This window comes from Nocardia sp. NPDC050713 (assembly GCF_040654315.1).
Lineage (GTDB): Bacteria > Actinomycetota > Actinomycetes > Mycobacteriales > Mycobacteriaceae > Nocardia.
In genome coordinates this window covers 170530-187573 of record NZ_JBFAHS010000009.1, presented here as the reverse complement: position 1 = coordinate 187573, position 17044 = coordinate 170530, and the positions used below count along the sequence as shown (strand labels likewise).

Sequence of the window (17044 nt, the reverse complement as noted above, 5' to 3'; positions counted from 1 at the left end):
CCAGGGTAGGGCCGGGGGTGATCAGCTCGCCACGTCGGTGATCTCGCTCGGCTCGGCGTGCAGGCGGCGGAAGCGACTGCCGTGGAAGACGAGGGGGTCGACGTCGTGGCGGGTGGCCAGGCGGTGGATACGCAGGATGACGACGAGGTGGTCGCCCGCGGGAACCTGCGCCTCGGGGACGCCCTCGATCCACGCGGACGCGCCGCGGATGAAGACGGCATCGCCGGTGCCGCGGTGTAATTCGCTGGCGCGGAAGCGGTCGCCGTCGCGGGCGCCGAGCGCGCGTGCGGCGTCGGTTTGATCCGTGCCGAGCAGGCTCAGGCCGAGATGGGACGCGGCGGACAGGCGCGGCCAGGTCGAGGAACTGTTCTGCACGCAGAAGGAGACCAGCGGCGGATCGAGGGAGACGGGCACGAAGGTGCTGACGGCGAGGCCATGCGGTGTGCCGTCGACCTCGGCGCAGACCGCGACCACACCGCTCGGGAAGTTCGCGAACGCGCGACGCAAACCCGTTCCGTCGGCGGGAGTTTCGAAGAGGTCATGCATGTTCCACCGCCTTGCTCGTGTGCACGTCCGGAGCCGCGTCCGAAGGGGTCCGGCCCGGAACAGCGGCGCCTGCTGAGTCCGCGCCCGCAACGCTCGCGCCCGCTGAGTCCGCACCCGAAGAACTCGTCCCTGAACCACCCCCATCGGACCGGTCCGTGCCCGGTTCCGCCGCACCGGGACGGCCCAACGCTCGAACAACCGACCCCCAGCGCTCGGCGTAGGCACCGATCACGCCGTCCTCGGCGAAGGTCCGATCGGCGAGGTAGAGACCGGGCAACGCGGCGGTCGCGCCGAGTTCGACCAGCACCGGCTTGAGCAGCAGGTCCGGCGCGAGGGCGTGCGCCGGTCCCGCACCGAGCATCACCGGGACGGCCAGCGCTCCGGCCAATCCCGTTCCGCCGTCGAACTGTTCGAGGAACAGCTTGAGCAGTCCGGTGTAGGTGGCCTTGAAGGTGGGGCTCGCGAACACCACCAGTTCGGATTCGGCCACGGTCCGCACGGCATCGGCCACGGCCGGATCACCCCAGCTGAGCAGGGCCGGGCCGTAGGAAGCCAGGTCGAGCACGGTGGGTTCGGCATCGGGGCGCAGGCCGCGCGCCACGAGGGTGGCCGCGGCCAGGGTGCGGGATGCTGGTTTCGGGTTGCCGACGACGACGGTCACTGTCACCGCTGTGTCCTTTCTTTCGTGGTTTCCCTGTCCGATGACGCCGTGCAGGGGTGACGTGGTCTCGTGCGGCAGGGCACGGCCGATGTGCTGGCATTTCCAGCGGCTGTTCGATACCGCTGGTGACCAGGCCGCCGCTGACATTGGGCACCCGCTAGGCGAATTCGATCTGCTCCGCGATCCGCTCCGTCGTCATGGCCGCTCCGTGGTGTCCGGTAGTTCGTGGGGTAGCCGGGCGCGGCTGCTGGTGCACCCGGCTGTTCCCAGTGCATCACCGGGGCGGTGGTGAGACGAGGGTTTGAATCTGTGCGATCGCATGGGCTGACGTGGTTTGGAGACGGACCGTGTCGGACCGCGCCGTTAGAGTCGCGACGTGGCTGGTTCGCGGTATTCGTTCACGGCGCGGGTATGGGAGCACTCCGGCGCGGGCTCCTGGCATTTCGTGTCGCTGCCCGAGGAGATCGCCGACGAGATCGAGGAGCGCTACGGGCACCGGTCCGGGGGTTTCGGGGCGGTCCGCGTGCATGTCAGGATCGGCGCGAGCGCGTGGTCGACCTCGTTGTTCCCGGACAAGAAGCGCGGGACGTACGTGCTGCCGGTGAAGAAGCCGGTCCGGATCGCCGAGGATCTCGTCGAAGGTTCACACGCCGAGATCGACCTGACGATCGCTGTCTGACCGCCCTCGGTGACACGGGATCCTCGTCGACGGGCGACAGTTCACGGCGAGCCCAGCGGTCGAGCTGCACCGGGCGCGAACTGGCTCGCCAGCAAGCCGATTCCGCTCATCTGTCGTCGCGCGTGGGGTGGCACGGCGCGAACTCCGCGCCCTTGCGCATCCCTTTCGGACGGCTCGCCGCGGCGCGGGATCCCGTCAGAAAATGCACTCCTGCACCATCCGCTGGGTGGCCGTACCGACCCGCGTCCGGTCTTCCGCACTGAGCCCGAGCAGCACCGGGTCTACCGGACCGCTCAGATCCGCACCGAGAATCCTGCGCAACCCGTCCTGAGAGATCTTCTCCTCCACATAGATTCGCGCGACGCACTCGGATTGCTTCGGCGGAAGCCCCTTGCCCGCCAGCGCCGACGCGATATCGGCTTGGCCCAAGTCCCCGGCGGGCAGCGCGACGGTGGAGGTCGCCGCGGAGGTGACAGACGCGATACTTTCGGTCGACGTGGCGGCAGTGGTGGACGCCGTGCTCGCCTCGTCCCCACAACCCGCTAGCAGCGGTAGCACGACACACGCCACCGCGATTACCGTTCTTCTCACCCGAATGCCCTCGCTCTCAACGGTTCCCGCACCGGGACCGTACCCCCGCCGAGCCATCCGCGTCACAAGTCCATCGCGGCGCGCAACGCGGTGTCCAACCGTTCCAGCACCTCGGCGTCCATGTCATCGATGCGCTCGGCGAGCCAGCCGCGGTAGATGCGGCCGATGTTGCCCGCGTGGACCCAGCCGCGTCCAGGCACTTGGACCGCGAGGATGTCCTGCGGATCCTGGTCGAGCAGTTCGGCGGCGATCAGCCACTGCCGGGGAGATTCGTTGATGCCGTCGCTGCTGATGAGCACGACGGTACGGCGCCGTGGCGAACCGTGCGGGTGATAGCTCCACAGTTCACCCCTGCGCACGCATCGCCTCCTCGGCGGCGGCCAGCTCCGCCTCGTCGGCCGCGGCTTCCGCCGCCGCGTCGGTCACCGGACCGACGCCCGTGCGCACCGCTTCCCGCCGCGCGGCTTTGGAGATCCACGCCGACGGCGACATGCCCGCCCTGGCCGCCGCTTGTTCCGCGAACGACCAGGCCGCCTCGTCCAGCGAGAGGGTGACCTTACGCGTTGCCATACCATTTATCGTACCCGCGAACGACCACTCTGCCAGCGGGAACGCGGATGCCCTGATACTGTTGGCACATCGCCAACAGATAACCGAGGACGAGCATGACTGCGTGGAATCATCACCGGGTCGGCACGGGCGAACCGCTGGTCTTGGTGCACGGCGTCGGCAGCCGCTGGCAGATCTGGGAGCCGATCATCGAAACGCTTGCCGCGTCCTTCGACGTGATCGCCGTCGATCTGCCCGGCTTCGGGCACTCGGATCCGTTGCCGCACACGTCCGTCGACGAACTCACCGACGCGCTGGCCGACTGGCTCGCCGAGCAGGGCATCGAGCGCCCGCACCTCGGCGGCAACTCGATGGGCGGACTGATCGCCCTGAAACTGGGCGCGCGCGGGCTGGCCCGCTCGGTCACGGCCTACTCCCCGGCGGGGTTCTGGGACACGGCTGGCCGGGTGTGGTGCCAGCAGTCGCTGGGCAAGTCGGTGCTGCTCGCGCGCACCTTGCGTCCAGTGCTGCCGAAGATCCTGGGCAACGCAGCGGGCCGCACCGTCTTCCTTTCCCTGATCTTCGGCAAGCCGTGGGCGGTGGACGCGCAGGTCGCGATCGACACGGCCGAAGGGGCGGTCCGCTCGACCGGTTTCGCCGAAGCGCTGGACTCCTTCACCGACGTCCGACTGCCCGAAATCGGCGCGCTCGCAAACATTCCCGTCACCATCGCCTGGGGCAACCGCGACATCCTCCTCACCTACGCCACCCAGCACCGCAGGGCGCGGGCGGCGTTTCCCAACGCCAGGCACGTCACGCTGCCCGGCAGCGGGCACTCGCCGTATTTCGACGACCCCGAGGGGTGCGCTCGGCTGTTGCTCGATCAGTTGGACAAGTAGCGCGCACGCTCGCGGCCGTCGCGATCAGCTAGGGCCGCCTGGGAACAGAGCAGGCGAGCGACCGGTGGCGCCACTCAGACCGACCGAACCTCCAGCAGCGTGTCCGCCGGAGCCGTCCCCAACAACACCCGCACCGCATTCCCCCACCGCTGCTGAAGAATTCGGTTCCGCTCCACATTTCCCGTCAACAGCGCACGCATCGCCAGCCCGGTCATGATCTCGATAGTGAACTCGGTGATCGTCGGCACCCGGGGATCGTCGGGGAACTCGGCGCGGAAGATGTCGCGGATGCTGGTGTGCATCAGCTCGAAGAGGCGCTGTTCCAACGGCAGGAAGGCGGCGCGCAGTTCCGCGTCGGTGCGGGCGCCGACCCAAATCTCCAGTGCGGCAAGGAATGACGCGCCGCTGAACATGCGCATGGTGAGTTCGACCGCAGTAGCCAGCCGATCGACGTCCTCGGGGATCGCCGCGAATTCGGTTGTCAGCTGCTCCAATCGGCGCGCGGCCAGATGTTCGACGGCGCCCGCGAGCAGGTCCGGCTTGGTCGGGAAGTGGTGCTGCAACGTACCGCGCGGAACGCCCGCGCGGTTCTGCACTTCGAGCGTCGTGGTGCCCGCGTATCCGACCTCGACCAAGCTCTCGATCGCCGCGTCCAGGAGCCGGGTGCGCATCCGCGCGCGGCGCTGCGCCTGCGTCTCCCGGACGCGTTCGGTCATCGGGTCAGCGCCCCTGCCACTTCGGTTCGCGCTTCTGCGCGAACGCCAGCGCACCCTCGGCGGCGTCCTTGGAGAACAGCGCGGGCAACGCGATCTCACCCTGCTTGGCGAACCCCTCGGCCACCGTCCAGTCCGGCGACTCGTCGATGATGCGCTTGCTCGCCGCGACGGAAAGCGGTGCGGCCGCGACGATTTCGGCGGCCAGCTCCAGCGCGCTCGCCAGCGCGGCGCCCGGCTCGGTGACCCGGTTGACCAGCCCGAGCTGGTACAGCCGCTCGGCTCCGATGCGGCCGCCGGTCAGCGCGAGCTCGGCCGCGATGGGGCGCGGCAGACGCTGAGTCAGCCGCAGGACACCGCCGCCCGCGGCGACCAGACCGCGCTTCACCTCGGGGATTCCGAACTGCGCGTCCCGGGCCGCGACGATCAGATCGCCCGCGAGCGCCAGCTCGAAGCCACCCGCCAGCGCGAAACCCTCGACGGCCGAGATCATCGGCTTGGCAGGCGGTTTCGCCGCGATGCCGAGCGGGCCGCGGCGCTGCGTCATCGGCATCTCGCCCTTCGACGCTGCGACGAGATCCATTCCCGCGCTGAAGGTTCCGCCCGCACCGGTCAGCACGAGCACGCGCGCGTCGGAGTTGGCCTCGAAGTCGTCGACGGCCGCCTCGATGGCCTGCGCGGTGGCCAGATCGATCGCGTTGCGTGCCTCGGGCCGGTTGACGGTCAACAGCGTGATCGCGTCGCGGCGTTCGACGAGTACCTGGTCGGTCATCGGAGGGTCCTCTCGGTGCGCAGGGTGAGCTGGTCGGCGGCGATGATCTGGGCGCTGGCGCCGATCGGGTCGCCGTCGGTGAACGCCGCGATGGTCTCGGCGTCGGAAACCCGAACAAGTATGCGTGCGCCAGCCGGATTCAGCGCGCTGATCACCACTGCCTCGGGTTCGTCGGCGTGCTCCGGCGCGGGGCCCTTGCGGTAGGCGACGGTGTAGGCCTCGACGGTCGCCGGGCCGGTGTAGCCGGGCGCGGTGGCGCGGCGTTCGACGGGCACCGTGGCCTCGGCCGCGCGAAACAGGTTGGCGGGCGGGCGCGTCGAGTAGACGCCGACGCCGTGCTTGGTGATGTACCAGCCGAGCGCGGTCGCCAGACCGTACGAGCCGGGATCCTCGCGCAGCCGCGCGGCGAGGGTGGCGATGGAGTGCGTGGCGTAGTTGTTGCCCGGGCCGCCCGCGAAAGTCAGGCCGCCGGTGACCGAGAGCGGCCGCGCCGGATCGTCGATCGGCAGACCGAGCGCCTCCGCGGCGACCTGCACCGCGACGGGGAAGCAGGAGTACAGGTCGACATGCGCGACATCGTCGATGCCGATGCCCGCCGCGCCGAGCGCGGACCGGCCCGCCGCCGCGATCGCGGGTGAGACGCTCATGTCCGCGCGTTCGGAGACGAACCACTCGTCCGTCGCGGTCGCGCCGCCGTGCGGGAAGACCCACTGATCGCGCGGCACTCCGGCCGCGTCCGCGGCCGCCGCGCTGCACAGGATCAGTCCCGCGCCGAGATCCACGGACAAGTTCGCGACCAGCAGTTTCGGGTAAGGAGTCGACACCATCCGGTTGCCGGACGACGGCGTCACCAGATCGGCGGACGACTGCGCGGCGGGCAGCCACGCGTAGGGGTTGTCCGCGGCCACCGCCGACAACCGCGACCACAGTCCGCCGATCCGCTCGCGGTGCGCGTCCTCGCTCAGTCCGAGCCTGCCGCGCAGCGCGGTCTCCATCAGCGCGTAGAAGTAGACCGGACCCCACAGTCCGGCCGCGGTCTCCATCTCGGAGTTGGGCGCCTTGTCCGAGCCGATCACCTCGCTCGGCGCGACATCCTCCGATTGCTCGGGCCAACCGGGCGCGGCGCCCGCGCGAGTGGCCGCGTTCCAAGAGGCCACGGACTCGGCGCCGGTGATCAGGGCAATCTCGGACTGTCCGTCGGCGATGGCCTGCGCGACCGTGTTCAGCAGCCGCTGCGGTGCGTCACCGCCGAATCGCACGGACTGCATCGTGCGCTTCGGCGCGGCGCCCAATTCGGCCGCGACCAGCGCACCCAGATCCGGGTACGGCTTGCTGACCGGGGCGACCGCCGCGACCAGATCGGCGGCGCGCAGCAGCCGATCCCCGGCGCCGCTGTCCGCGCCCGCGCGGCGCAGCGATTCGGTGGCGAGCTCGACCGGACCGGGCAGTCCCGGCTCCCCCGCCCTGTGCACGACCTGCCCGACGCCGACGAGCACCGGCGTCCGCGGATCCATTCCGGCTGGCAGCATTCTTCCTCCGCTCGACTCCAGTTACCGTCAACATTGACGGTAACTTGATTCGATTGAAGCAGACCCCTCCGACCAGGGCAATAGCCCGTGGACAAGAACTGACTCGAGAGTAAGATCCGGGCATGGGATCCCACATCGCGCTACGGTTCGACGGCGACCGCGCCTACGTGAACTTGAACCGGCCGGACAAGCACAACGGCCTGACCATCGAGATGCTCGAGGACTTGGTCGACGCCGCCCGTACGGTCGCGAAGCGCGAGAGCGTCCGCGCCGTGATCCTGTCCGGCAACGGCCCCAGCTTCAGCAGCGGACTGGACGTCGCCAAGGCGACCAAGGACCCGCTCGCGGCCGCGCTGAACTTCGTGCCCCTGCCTTGGCGCGGCACCAACACTTTTCAAGAGGCCTGTTGGGCATGGCGGAGGCTGGAAATTCCGGTCATCGCCGCGGTGCACGGTCGCTGTTTCGGCGGCGGATTGCAGATCGCGCTGGCCGCCGACGTCCGCTTCGCCACACCCGACGCCGAGTTCTCGGTGATGGAGGCCAAACACGGCCTGGTCCCCGACATGACCGGCGCGGCGACCCTTTCGAGGCTGATCGGCATCGACAAAGCGCTGCTGCTGACCATGACCGCCGACGTGGTCGACGCCGCCTACGCCGAGCGCATCGGCCTGGTCACCGAGGTGACCGCGGACCCGCTGGAGGCCGCCGAGAAGCTGGCCGAACGCATCGCGGCCCGCTCGCCGCACGCGGTGGCCGGCGCCAAGCGGCTGTTCGAGCGGTCCTGGCATGCGTCGGCCCGGCGCACTTTCGGCATCGAGCGCGCGACGCAGCTGCCGTTGCTGCTCCGATCGGCCATGAAGCGCGATGGAAGATCGCACAACGAAAGCAACGATTCGTAGGGACAAGATCGCAAGCCACCAATTTCCCCGGTTCGACTGCTAGCATTTCCGTCGATTTGCCAGCCATTCGAAATGTGCTTCGGGACACATCGGGGGGTGGTGTGTCGAGGCCGATTCGGCGAGACCCGGAGGGCCCACGACTTTGAACAAGACCGCAAGAATCCTGCTTTCGACGCTAGCGGGTAGCACGGCCTTGCTTCTCACGGCAACTACCCCCGCCACGGCAAACCCGAACGCGATCAACCCGATTCCGGTGCTCAATGGCACCACCGGGCTGCCGAATCTGGCCGGTCGCAGCCGAGCGGTTTTCCAGGTGACCGGCATGGCGAGTCCCAACAACACCCAGACCTACAACGTGCTCGGCACCGATCTGGGCATCATGTGGGACAACGGCCACGGCGAGATGCTGACCGCGTTCGGCGACACCGCCGGACTCGGCTTCCCCAACTTGCTGGCGGGCAGCATGTGGGCGTGGCGCAGCAACATCCTGGTGCGCAGCAATACCAAGGACCCCTCCAACGGCATCTATTTCGACAGCGCGGTGCGCGACGTCCTCGGCCAGGCGCGCGATCTCATTCCGAGCCCGAAAATTCCGTTCATCGAAATCAGCCGCATTCCCACGGCGGGCATCTCGGTCGACGGCGTGCAGTACATGAGCATGATGTCGGTGAAGACCTGGGACAACGTCGGCGAGTGGACCACCAATTACTCGGGCCTGGCCGCCTCCGCCGACAATGGTGAGACCTGGGCGGATCTCGGGCACACCCGCCGCCCGAACGAGGGCGGCAACGCCAACTTCCAGATGAACGCCTTCCTGAAGAGCGGCGGATACGTCTACGAGTACGGCACCCCGTCCGGGCGCGACAACGCGGCGTACGTGGCGCGAGTGCGCGAGCACGACATCCAGAACCTGGGCGAGTACGAGTACTGGGACGGCGAAGGCTGGCGCAAGGACGACGTCAACGCGGCCGCGCCGATCATGGGGGGCGTCGGTGAACTGTCGGTCATGTGGAACGACTATCTGGGCCAATACATCTCGCTGACCACCGACCCATTCAACTCGGTCGTGATGCGGCGGGCCTCCTCGCCCGCGGGGCCGTGGAGCGAGCCGGAGGTTTTGATCGACACCAGGGAGCTTCCGTCGGCTTACGCGCCGTCGATCTTCCCGTATCAGACCGGGCGCGATCTGTACTTCATGACGACGGTGCACAGTCAGTACAACGTGGTGTTGATGCGTACCACGTTGTAATCGCGTTGGGCGGTGCGCATTCGATCGCTGCGTGGGACGCGCTGATCCCGGTGCGATGCGGGCTTTCGATCGTGCCGTGATGCGAGTGTTCCCTTGCGCCACGAGGTGCGCATTCGATCGTTTTGCGGTCAAACTTTTCGCCCGCGATGCGCTCGAGCGGGGCGTCCGCTATCCGCGGGCGCCCCAACTCCTTTCCCGGAGCGCTTGACCTCAACATTGCTTGATGTATGAGGCTGGCGGCAGAGACGCGAGCACTCCGGGAGGAACAGTGACTTCTGCATCCAGCATCGCCCCCGCCGAACTGGCGGCCTGGCTGCGCATCGCCGCGCGTCCCGTGGCGGACACCGAGCCGGGCTTCGTCGGGCCGGACCTCGACGAACTCGTCGAGACCCTCGGCTCGGCGACGATCGTCGGGCTCGGCGAGTCGACCAGATTCTCCCGGCAGACCTACGGCGTGCGGGAGCGGCTCTTCCGCTCGCTCGTCGACCGGCACGGGTTCCGCGCGTTGGCGATCCAGGACAGCGCGCGTTCCGGTGAGCGCCTCGACGAGTACGTCCGCACCGGGACGGGCGATCCGGACACCGCGCTGGCCGGGGCGTGGCGGCCGCTGCGGACGGTCGAGATGGTCGAAACGCTGGCCTGGATCAGGCTGTTCAATCAGCAGCACCCGGACGACCCGATCCGCGTCTTCGGCGTCGAACCGCCGCGCGCCGAACCTTCCGACTACGACGCGGTGCTGGACTACCTGCGCCGGATCGCACCGGATCGGCTGGCGCCCGCCGAATCCCACCTGAACCCGATCCGCACCGCGCACCAGATCGACGAGCACGTCCAGCGCCACCAACGCATTCATCCCGGACGCCCGTTCGCCGAACATGCCCGCGACGCGCTCGCCCTGCTCGACGGACTGCCCGACACCGACGAGCACCGCACGGCCCATGCGCACGCGCGACTGATCGTCGAGTTCCATGAGCACAGCGTCGCCGGGCAAGGCGGCTTCGCCCGCGACGAGCGGCCGTCGGCCGAGCGCGTCATCGCGTGGCAACGCGAGACCGGCGCGAAGATCGCGTACTGGGACGGGATCGCCCACGTCAGCGCGCAGTCGCTCGGCGTCGGCTCGGCCGCGGGCGAGTTCCGCGGGACGGGCGCCCACCTGCGCGATCACTTCGGCACGGACTACGTCGCCATCGCCATCGGATTCCACCACGGCGATCTCGGCATGGCTCAGGCGCCGCGGCCACGGCCGGAGCTGGTGGACGCGCTGCTCGGCGAAGTCGACCTCGCCGCGTTCTCCGTCGATTTGCGCACGGCCGCAACGGAATCGGTGGACGCGTGGCGCCACGCCCCGGCCGAGCTGCGCACGATCAGCGGAATCTACGACCCCGCGAAGGACGCCGAGGCGCACATCGCCGTGCCGTCGCTGGCGGGCGCGTTCGACGTGCTCGTGCACATTCGCGAAACGTCGCCGGTGCAGTGGCTGCCCACCTTCTCCGGGTGAGTGGTGCCGACAGTTCGCCCGCGCGGGACGGTTCCTAGACTCGCGGGTATGGATGCGGCCGATTGGGACGCGCGGTACGGGCAGAGTGAATTGGTCTGGGGCGCACCACCGAACAGCACCGTAGTGGAGCACGTCTACGGGCTGGATCGGCGCGTGCCGCCGCGACCCGAGACCGCCGACGGCGAGACCCTGCCGAGGGCGCTCGACCTGGCGTGCGGCGAAGGGCGCAACGCGGTCTGGCTCGCCACCCACGGCTGGGAGGTGCACGCGGTCGATTATTCGCAGGTCGGCATCGACAAAGGGCGGACCGTGGCCACGCGGTTGTCCCGGTCGGTGCGCGGCCGCATCACCTGGCAGTGCGCCGACGTCACCGATCTCGACGCCGCCGGGGTCACCGGTCCGTACGAGCTGGTGCTGATGGTCTTCCTGCACCTGCCCGCCGAGCAGCGCCGCGCGGTCCTGCGCCGTGCGGCCGAGCTGCTCACCCCGGCGGGCACGCTGCTCGTCCTCGGCCACGACACGCTCAACCTGACGGAGGGCTTCGGCGGACCGCCGGACCCGTCGATCCTCTTCACGCCCGACGACATCGTCGCCGATCTCGCCTCGTCCTCCGATCTGGAGATCCACACCGCGGAACGGGTGCTGCGACCGACCGAGCACCGGGACGCCATCGATGCGCTGGTCATCGCGACCAAGCCCGCCCCGGAGCCCGTCGAGCCAGAGACGCCTTCCTGATCGGTCGGATCGTCGCGACTGGATCAACCTTGCCGACGAGCTGCCGGAACCCGGCCGGTTAGCCTTGCGCACCTACTCCGACCAGCGGCGCAACCAGGGCTGGGCGGTCGCCGCGATGGTGTCGAACCCCGCGCGGAACGAATGCGGCTGCCCCGCGATCACCCGCACCTCGGCGGCGTCGGCGGAATCGGGCACGCCGAACGGATCGTTGGCCCCATTGATCACGACGACCTCGATGCCGCCCGGCGCGAGCAGCTCCTCGCGCCGCGATTTCTCCGGCTTCCCCGGCGGATGCAGTGGAAACGACAGCGCGAGCACGCCGCGAGCACGTGCCGCGACCGCCGTGCGACAGGCGACCCTGGCTCCGTTGCTGCGTCCGCCTTGGATCACGGGGACCCCGCGCACCTTCTTGCGCAGCGCGGCCACGATCTCCAACCAGGCCTCGTCCTGCTTGACCGCGGAACCGGGTGCGCGCCGCCCGGCGACGCGGTAGGGCTGCACCACTCTGGCCACCGCGCCGCCCAGCTCGAGCGCCGAATCGCGCACCGCCAGAAGGTCTTTCGTTTCCACCCCGCCGCCGGAACCGTGGGTGAGCAGCAGCAGGAAGGCAGGCTTGCGCGGCCGGTCGAGCTCGATCTCCGCGGGACCCGCGCTCGTCTCGATCTGCACACCTCACCGTAGCCGCCACCGAGCGGAGAGCACAGATGCCGCGCTCAGGGGCTGTTTATCGCGTCACATTGCGCCCCGCCGTCTTTGCCAGCCCCTTACCGGCCGGTAATATGGCGCATAAGTTACCCGCGAGTAGCATGCGGAAAACCGGACACTACCCCGGTGGCGACAACGGGCGGGAACGGCAACCAAACCGACCGCACCAACTCAACGGAGAGTGAGTACAGACCATGGGTCACTACAAGAGCAACGTCCGCGACCTTGAGTTCAACCTCTTCGAGGTCCTCGGACTGGGCACCCTCCTCGACACGGGCGCCTACGGCGACCTGGACAGCGACACCGTCAAGGAGATGCTCAACGAGGTGCGTCGCCTGGCCGAGGGCCCCCTGGCCGAGTCCTTCGTCGAGGGCGACCGCAACCCGCCGGTCTTCGATCCCGAGACTCACACCGTCACCCTGCCGGAAGCCTTCAAGAAGTCCTACCGCGCCCTCGAAGAGGGTGAGTGGATGAAGGTCGGCGTCCGCGAGGAGCTCGGCGGCCTCGGCGCTCCCTCCAGCGTGGTCTGGGCACTGAGCGAGATGATCCTCGGCGCCAACCCGCCCGCTCAGATGTACGGCGCGGGCGCCGGCTTCGCGCAGGTGTTCTACAACAACGGCACCGACGAGCAGAAGAAGTGGGCCCAGATCATCGCCGAGCGCAACTGGGGCGCCACCATGGTGCTGACCGAGCCGGACGCCGGTTCGGACGTCGGCGCCGGCCGCACCAAGGCGATCAAGCAGGAAGACGGCACCTGGCACATCGAGGGCGTCAAGCGCTTCATCACCTCGGGTGACTCCGACGACCTGTTCGAGAACATCATGCACCTGGTGCTGGCTCGCCCCGAGGGCGCTGGCCCGGGCACCAAGGGTCTGTCGCTGTTCTACGTGCCGAAGTACCACTTCGACTTCGAGACCCAGACCCTGGGCGACCGCAACGGTGTGTTCGTCACCAACGTCGAGCACAAGATGGGCATCAAGGTCTCGGCCACCTGTGAGGTCACCTTCGGCGGCCACGGCGTGCCCGCCAAGGGCTGGCTGGTCGGCGAGGTGCACAACGGCATCGCGCAGATGTTCGACGTCATCGAGAACGCTCGCATGATGGTCGGCACCAAGGCCATCGCGACCCTGTCGACCGGTTACCTGAACGCCCTGTCCTTCGCCAAGGAGCGCGTGCAGGGTGCGGACCTCACCCAGATGGCCGACAAGACCGCGCCGCGCGTCACCATCACTCACCACCCGGACGTGCGTCGTTCGCTGGCCCTGCAGAAGGCTTACGCCGAGGGCCTGCGCGCCATCTACCTCTACACCGCCGCGCACCAGAACGCCGACGTGGCGAACCTGGTCTCCGGCGCCGACGAGGACGTGGCGTTCCGGGTCAACGACCTGCTGCTGCCGATCGTCAAGGGTGTCGGTTCCGAGCGGGCCTACCAGTACCTGACCGAGTCGCTGCAGACCTTCGGTGGTTCCGGCTTCCTCCAGGACTACCCGATCGAGCAGTACATCCGCGACGCCAAGATCGACTCGCTGTACGAGGGCACCACCGCCATCCAGGCGCAGGACTTCTTCTTCCGGAAGATCGCCCGCGACCGCGGTGTGGCGCTGGCCCACGTGGCTGGTCAGGTCCAGAAGTTCATCGAGTCGGAGGCGGGCAACGGCCGCCTGAAGGGCGAGCGCAAGCTGCTGGCCACCGCGCTCGAGGACGTTCAGGCCATGGCCGCCACCCTGACCGGCCACCTGATGGGCGCTCAGGAGCAGCCGGCCGAGCTGTACAAGGTCGGCCTGGGATCGGTGCGCTTCCTGCTCGCCGTCGGTGACCTGCTCATCGGCTGGCAGCTGCTGCGCCAGGCCGAGGTCGCCATCGCGGCCCTCGACGCCGGTGCCACCGGCTCGGACGTGGCGTTCTACAACGGCAAGATCGGTGTGGCGCAGTTCTTCGCCCGCAACGTCCTGCCCGAGCTGACCGCCACCCGCGCGATCCTGTCCAACCTGGACAACGACATCATGGAGCTCGACGAAGCCGCCTTCTGAGGCTCGTAGCTCGAAATACCCGCGGAGCGGTCCGGATTCGTCCGGGCCGCTCTTCGGCGTTTCGGGGCTGCGGCGTGTCCGGCCCCACAGCTTCACTCTTGCCCCGAATGCGCGGCGGGCAGGCAGAATGTTCGGGGCAGACGCGCGCCACAGAAGGGATCCGTCCGGGATGAAACGATCGCTGTCCGCATTCGCCAGAGCCGGGGCCGTCGCCGCGGCGTGCACGGTCGTGCTGGCAGGCCCCGCCGCCGCCGATCCGAACAACGTCAACCCGATCCCGGTGCTCAACGGCTGGCGCGGACTACCGCAGCTGCCCGGGCCGACCAAGGCCGTCTTCCAGATGACCGGCATGGACAGCCCGAACCGGACGCAGAACGTCAACGTGCTCGGCACCGACCTCGGCATCATGTGGGACGACGGCAGCGGCCGGATGATCACCGCCTTCGGCGACAGCGCCGGGCTCGGCATACCGAACCTGCTCGCGGGCAGCATGTGGGCGTGGACCTCGAACGTGCTGTTCCGCAGCACGACCAAGGATCCGTCCGGTGGCATCTTCTACGACGGCGTCGTGCCGAATCCGTTGCCGAGCCCCAAGATTCCCGGCATCGAGATCAGTCTCATTCCAACCGCGGGCATTTCGGTGGGCGGCGTCCAGTACATGAGCCTGATGTCGGTGCGGGAGTGGGGCGATCACGGCAAGTGGCACACCAACTTCGCCACCCTCGCCGTCTCCGGTGACGGCGGCCAGACCTGGGCGCCGCTCACCAACACCCGCCGCGCGAACGTGGACGGGCACGAGCGCTTCCAGCAGAACGCCTTCCTGAAGCACGACGGCTACGTCTACCGCTACGGCACCGCCGCGGGCCGCAACAACCCCGGGTTCGTCTCGCGGACAAGGGAAGCCGACATCGCCAACATCGACTCCTACGAGTACTGGGACGGCGGCGCCTGGAAGCCGAACGACGCCAAGGCCTCCGCGCCGATCGTGGACGGCGTCGCCGAGCTCTCGGTGATGTGGAACGAGCACCTCGGTCAGTTCGTCATGCTGACCACCGATCCGACGAATTCCGTTGTGATGCGCACGGCTTCGGCGCCGGAGGGGCCGTGGAGCGCGCCGCGGGTGCTGGTCGAGGCGGCGTCGCTGCCGACCGCGTACGCGCCGATGATCTTCCCGTATCAGACCGGGTCGGATCTGTACTTCCTGCTGACGGTGCACACGCAGTACAACGTCGTGTTGATGAAGACGCCGCTGTAGGGGTGTGGAAATGCAAGAGCGGCCCGGGTTTCCGGGCCGCTCTTTCATGTTTGGGGTGCGATCGCTGTTGGTGCTGTGCGATGCGATTGGGCAGGCGCGAGTCGGCCCACCATGCGCGACGCGGTCTGCTCGGCACGCAAGTTGTCGCACGCGATGGGTACTTGCCGATTGCCGCGATCAGGGCCGCGGCCTCGCGCCACCCGGGTCGGAGGCGATCAGCCCGCCGAACCGATGGCGATCAGCCGGCCGAGCCGGTGCGGACCTGTCGGCCGAACCGATGGCGATCCGCCCGCCGAACCGGTGCCGATCAGCCCGCCGAACCGGTGCCGATCAGTCGGCCGAGACCGTTGAGCAGGTTGGAGGAACCGGCGCCCCAGCCGTCCAGCCAGGGGTTGGGGTAGCCGTCCGCGACCGGCAGCGGCTTCACGCCGCCGGAGCCGGTGCTCAGCAGCCGGGACAGGCCGGTGGCGAAGTTCGACGAACCCGCGGCGGAACCGGTCGGAGCCTCGGTCGAGGTCGGCAGCGGCTTCACGCCGCCCGAGCCGGTGCTCAGCAGGTTGGACAGGCCGGTGGCGAAGTTGGACGAACCGGCGGCCGAGCCGGTCGGGGTTTCCGCCGACGCCACGCCGGAACCACCAAGGACGATACCGGCGGCGACCACAGCGATGCCGAGCACACGAATCTTGCTCATCGAATTCTTCTCTTCCCTCGAAAGCTCTCGTCGGCAACACGCTGCGGCCGACGCGGGCCTATGTCTATCACGGCAGATTTGCGTGTCGCGACGTGATGATGAACGCAGCGCAAATGATCAGTTACGAGTAGTTCACCCGCGCGGGGACTTCCGAGTGAAGTGCAGCGGTGTGCGGTTCTACCAGCATTTCCGTGCTGACGTGCGGCGATGCCTCCCCCTGCGCGATGGCGGGATTCGCGCCGGATGTCACCGGTCCTGGCAAACGTTCGTTCCTAACGGAATCATGGGTACGGCGACATCCGATCCAGGTGATTCGATGGGTGGTAATCCGAAGTTTCGTGAGTACGGTTTCCGGCGAACTCGCACGGTTGGCTCGAAACGAAAAATTGCCCCGCCTCGGAGGAGGCGGGGCAATTCTTGTTGGTGGTTGCGGTGGCGAGGTTTCCGCGTCGATTGACGATCGGCTTCACTGTGCCGGGTCGGCGCCGGGTCTACCGCGGCGCGTTGGCGCCGGGACTACCGCGTCGCGTTGGCGCCGGGGCTACCGCGTCGGATCGGTGCCGGGGCTACCGCGTCGGATCGGTGCCGAGGTGACCGCGGCGTCGGTGCCAGGATCCGCGTCGCGTTGGCGTCGGGTTGAGGCGTCGCGTCGGCGGCAGGCCTACTACGCGGCTCGTCGCCGGGATTACTCCGTCGCGTCGCCACCACCGGCGGAACCGGTGGCGAGGAGCTCGAGCAGCGGGGCCAGCGACTCGGCCGAACCGGTCCCGGTTTCGTTCCCGGTCGGCTTCGTCTCCCCCGCCGAACCCGTCGCCAGCAGCTCGAGCAGCGGCGCCAACGACTCGGCCGAACCGGTCCCGGTTTCATTCCCGGTCGGCTTCGTCTCCCCCGCCGAACCCGTCGCCAGCAGCTCGGCCAGCGTGGTCAGCGACTCTGCCGAGCCCGTGTCGTCCGCGGCGGCGAGGCCGGAACCGGCCAGCACGATGCCGGCAGCGGCGGCGAAAGCGAACCCGAACGAACGAATGATCTTCATCTTGAAACAG

The 17044-nt window shown here is 68.7% G+C and carries 18 protein-coding genes and 1 pseudogene; 8 read left to right on the top strand and 11 right to left on the bottom strand.

Features of this window, described 5'->3' with window-relative positions; genetic code table 11:
• Positions 1-21: 21 nt before the first annotated feature.
• Together AB0H49_RS18810 and AB0H49_RS18805 are read right to left on the bottom strand one after the other, a co-directional pair.
• A complete protein-coding gene (locus AB0H49_RS18810) occupies positions 22-546 on the bottom strand; it encodes a flavin reductase family protein (protein ID WP_357252992.1) in 525 nt (174 codons plus the stop codon).
• Positions 547-730: 184 nt separating this feature from the next.
• Positions 731-1213 (bottom strand): annotated as a pseudogene (locus AB0H49_RS18805) (NAD(P)H-dependent oxidoreductase); the annotation flags it as partial.
• A 370-nt stretch (positions 1214-1583) separates the two neighbouring features.
• Here AB0H49_RS18805 and AB0H49_RS18800 point away from each other — a divergent pair.
• Positions 1584-1886, top strand: coding sequence for a DUF1905 domain-containing protein (locus AB0H49_RS18800; RefSeq protein ID WP_357252989.1), 303 nt, complete (start codon positions 1584-1586; stop codon positions 1884-1886).
• Between the two features lie 195 nt (positions 1887-2081).
• Here the strand turns inward: AB0H49_RS18800 and AB0H49_RS18795 are convergent, their stop codons facing one another.
• The 3 genes from AB0H49_RS18795 to AB0H49_RS18785 form a co-directional block, all read right to left on the bottom strand.
• Positions 2082-2477, bottom strand: a complete 396-nt coding sequence (locus AB0H49_RS18795) for a hypothetical protein (RefSeq protein ID WP_357252986.1) — start codon at positions 2475-2477, stop codon at positions 2082-2084.
• A 62-nt stretch (positions 2478-2539) separates the two neighbouring features.
• The gene (locus tag AB0H49_RS18790) at positions 2540-2836 is read right to left on the bottom strand and encodes a hypothetical protein (protein ID WP_354998553.1); all 297 of its coding nucleotides are present in this window, start codon (positions 2834-2836) and stop codon (positions 2540-2542) included.
• The gene (locus AB0H49_RS18785) at positions 2823-3047 is read right to left on the bottom strand and encodes a hypothetical protein (RefSeq protein WP_354998552.1); all 225 of its coding nucleotides are present in this window, start codon (positions 3045-3047) and stop codon (positions 2823-2825) included. The genes AB0H49_RS18790 and AB0H49_RS18785 overlap by 14 nt, the downstream gene beginning before the upstream one ends.
• Before the next feature lie 95 nt (positions 3048-3142).
• Here AB0H49_RS18785 and AB0H49_RS18780 point away from each other — a divergent pair, with 95 nt between their 5' ends.
• Complete coding sequence (locus tag AB0H49_RS18780; RefSeq protein WP_357252983.1) at positions 3143-3925, top strand: alpha/beta hydrolase; 783 nt, start codon at positions 3143-3145, stop codon at positions 3923-3925.
• Between the two features lie 74 nt (positions 3926-3999).
• On the opposite strand, the gene AB0H49_RS18775 is transcribed toward AB0H49_RS18780, so the two are convergent.
• Genes AB0H49_RS18775 through AB0H49_RS18765 form a run of 3 tightly spaced genes read right to left on the bottom strand, consistent with a single transcriptional unit; the run spans position 4000 to position 6939 of the window.
• A complete protein-coding gene (locus tag AB0H49_RS18775; protein WP_357252980.1) occupies positions 4000-4641 on the bottom strand; it encodes a TetR/AcrR family transcriptional regulator in 642 nt (213 codons plus the stop codon).
• Positions 4642-4645: 4 nt separating this feature from the next.
• Positions 4646-5410, bottom strand: a complete 765-nt coding sequence (locus AB0H49_RS18770) for a crotonase/enoyl-CoA hydratase family protein (RefSeq protein WP_357252977.1) — start codon at positions 5408-5410, stop codon at positions 4646-4648.
• Positions 5407-6939 carry an acetyl-CoA acetyltransferase gene (locus AB0H49_RS18765; protein WP_357252974.1) on the bottom strand — a complete coding sequence of 511 codons (1533 nt, stop codon included), beginning with the start codon at positions 6937-6939 and terminating at the stop codon, positions 5407-5409. Before AB0H49_RS18765 ends, AB0H49_RS18770 begins: the two co-directional genes overlap by 4 nt.
• A 122-nt stretch (positions 6940-7061) precedes the next feature.
• On the opposite strand from AB0H49_RS18765, the gene AB0H49_RS18760 reads away from it, so the two are divergent.
• The 4 genes from AB0H49_RS18760 (at position 7062) to AB0H49_RS18745 (ending at position 11320) form a co-directional block, all read left to right on the top strand.
• Complete coding sequence (locus AB0H49_RS18760; RefSeq protein WP_357252971.1) at positions 7062-7838, top strand: crotonase/enoyl-CoA hydratase family protein; 777 nt, start codon at positions 7062-7064, stop codon at positions 7836-7838.
• A gap of 160 nt (positions 7839-7998) precedes the next feature.
• Positions 7999-9087, top strand: coding sequence for a DUF4185 domain-containing protein (locus tag AB0H49_RS18755; RefSeq protein ID WP_357253169.1), 1089 nt, complete (start codon positions 7999-8001; stop codon positions 9085-9087).
• A gap of 268 nt (positions 9088-9355) precedes the next feature.
• Positions 9356-10585, top strand: coding sequence for an erythromycin esterase family protein (locus AB0H49_RS18750; RefSeq protein WP_357252968.1), 1230 nt, complete (start codon positions 9356-9358; stop codon positions 10583-10585).
• A 48-nt stretch (positions 10586-10633) separates the two neighbouring features.
• Positions 10634-11320: a class I SAM-dependent methyltransferase gene (locus tag AB0H49_RS18745; protein WP_357252965.1), complete on the top strand. Its 687-nt coding sequence runs from the start codon at positions 10634-10636 to the stop codon at positions 11318-11320.
• 72 nt (positions 11321-11392) lie between these two features.
• On the opposite strand, the gene AB0H49_RS18740 is transcribed toward AB0H49_RS18745, so the two are convergent.
• Positions 11393-11989: an alpha/beta family hydrolase gene (locus AB0H49_RS18740; protein WP_357252962.1), complete on the bottom strand. Its 597-nt coding sequence runs from the start codon at positions 11987-11989 to the stop codon at positions 11393-11395.
• A 230-nt stretch (positions 11990-12219) separates the two neighbouring features.
• Between AB0H49_RS18740 and AB0H49_RS18735 the strand changes: the two genes are divergently transcribed.
• Positions 12220-14055 (top strand): acyl-CoA dehydrogenase, encoded by a 1836-nt coding sequence (locus AB0H49_RS18735; RefSeq protein WP_357252959.1) that lies wholly within the window; start codon positions 12220-12222, stop codon positions 14053-14055.
• A 169-nt stretch (positions 14056-14224) separates the two neighbouring features.
• A complete protein-coding gene (locus AB0H49_RS18730; protein WP_357252956.1) occupies positions 14225-15310 on the top strand; it encodes a DUF4185 domain-containing protein in 1086 nt (361 codons plus the stop codon).
• Positions 15311-15617: 307 nt separating this feature from the next.
• Here the strand turns inward: AB0H49_RS18730 and AB0H49_RS18725 are convergent, their stop codons facing one another.
• The gene (locus tag AB0H49_RS18725) at positions 15618-16001 is read right to left on the bottom strand and encodes a hypothetical protein (protein WP_354998541.1); all 384 of its coding nucleotides are present in this window, start codon (positions 15999-16001) and stop codon (positions 15618-15620) included.
• 685 nt (positions 16002-16686) lie between these two features.
• Positions 16687-17034: a hypothetical protein gene (locus AB0H49_RS18720; RefSeq protein ID WP_357252953.1), complete on the bottom strand. Its 348-nt coding sequence runs from the start codon at positions 17032-17034 to the stop codon at positions 16687-16689.
• Positions 17035-17044 lie beyond the last annotated feature (10 nt).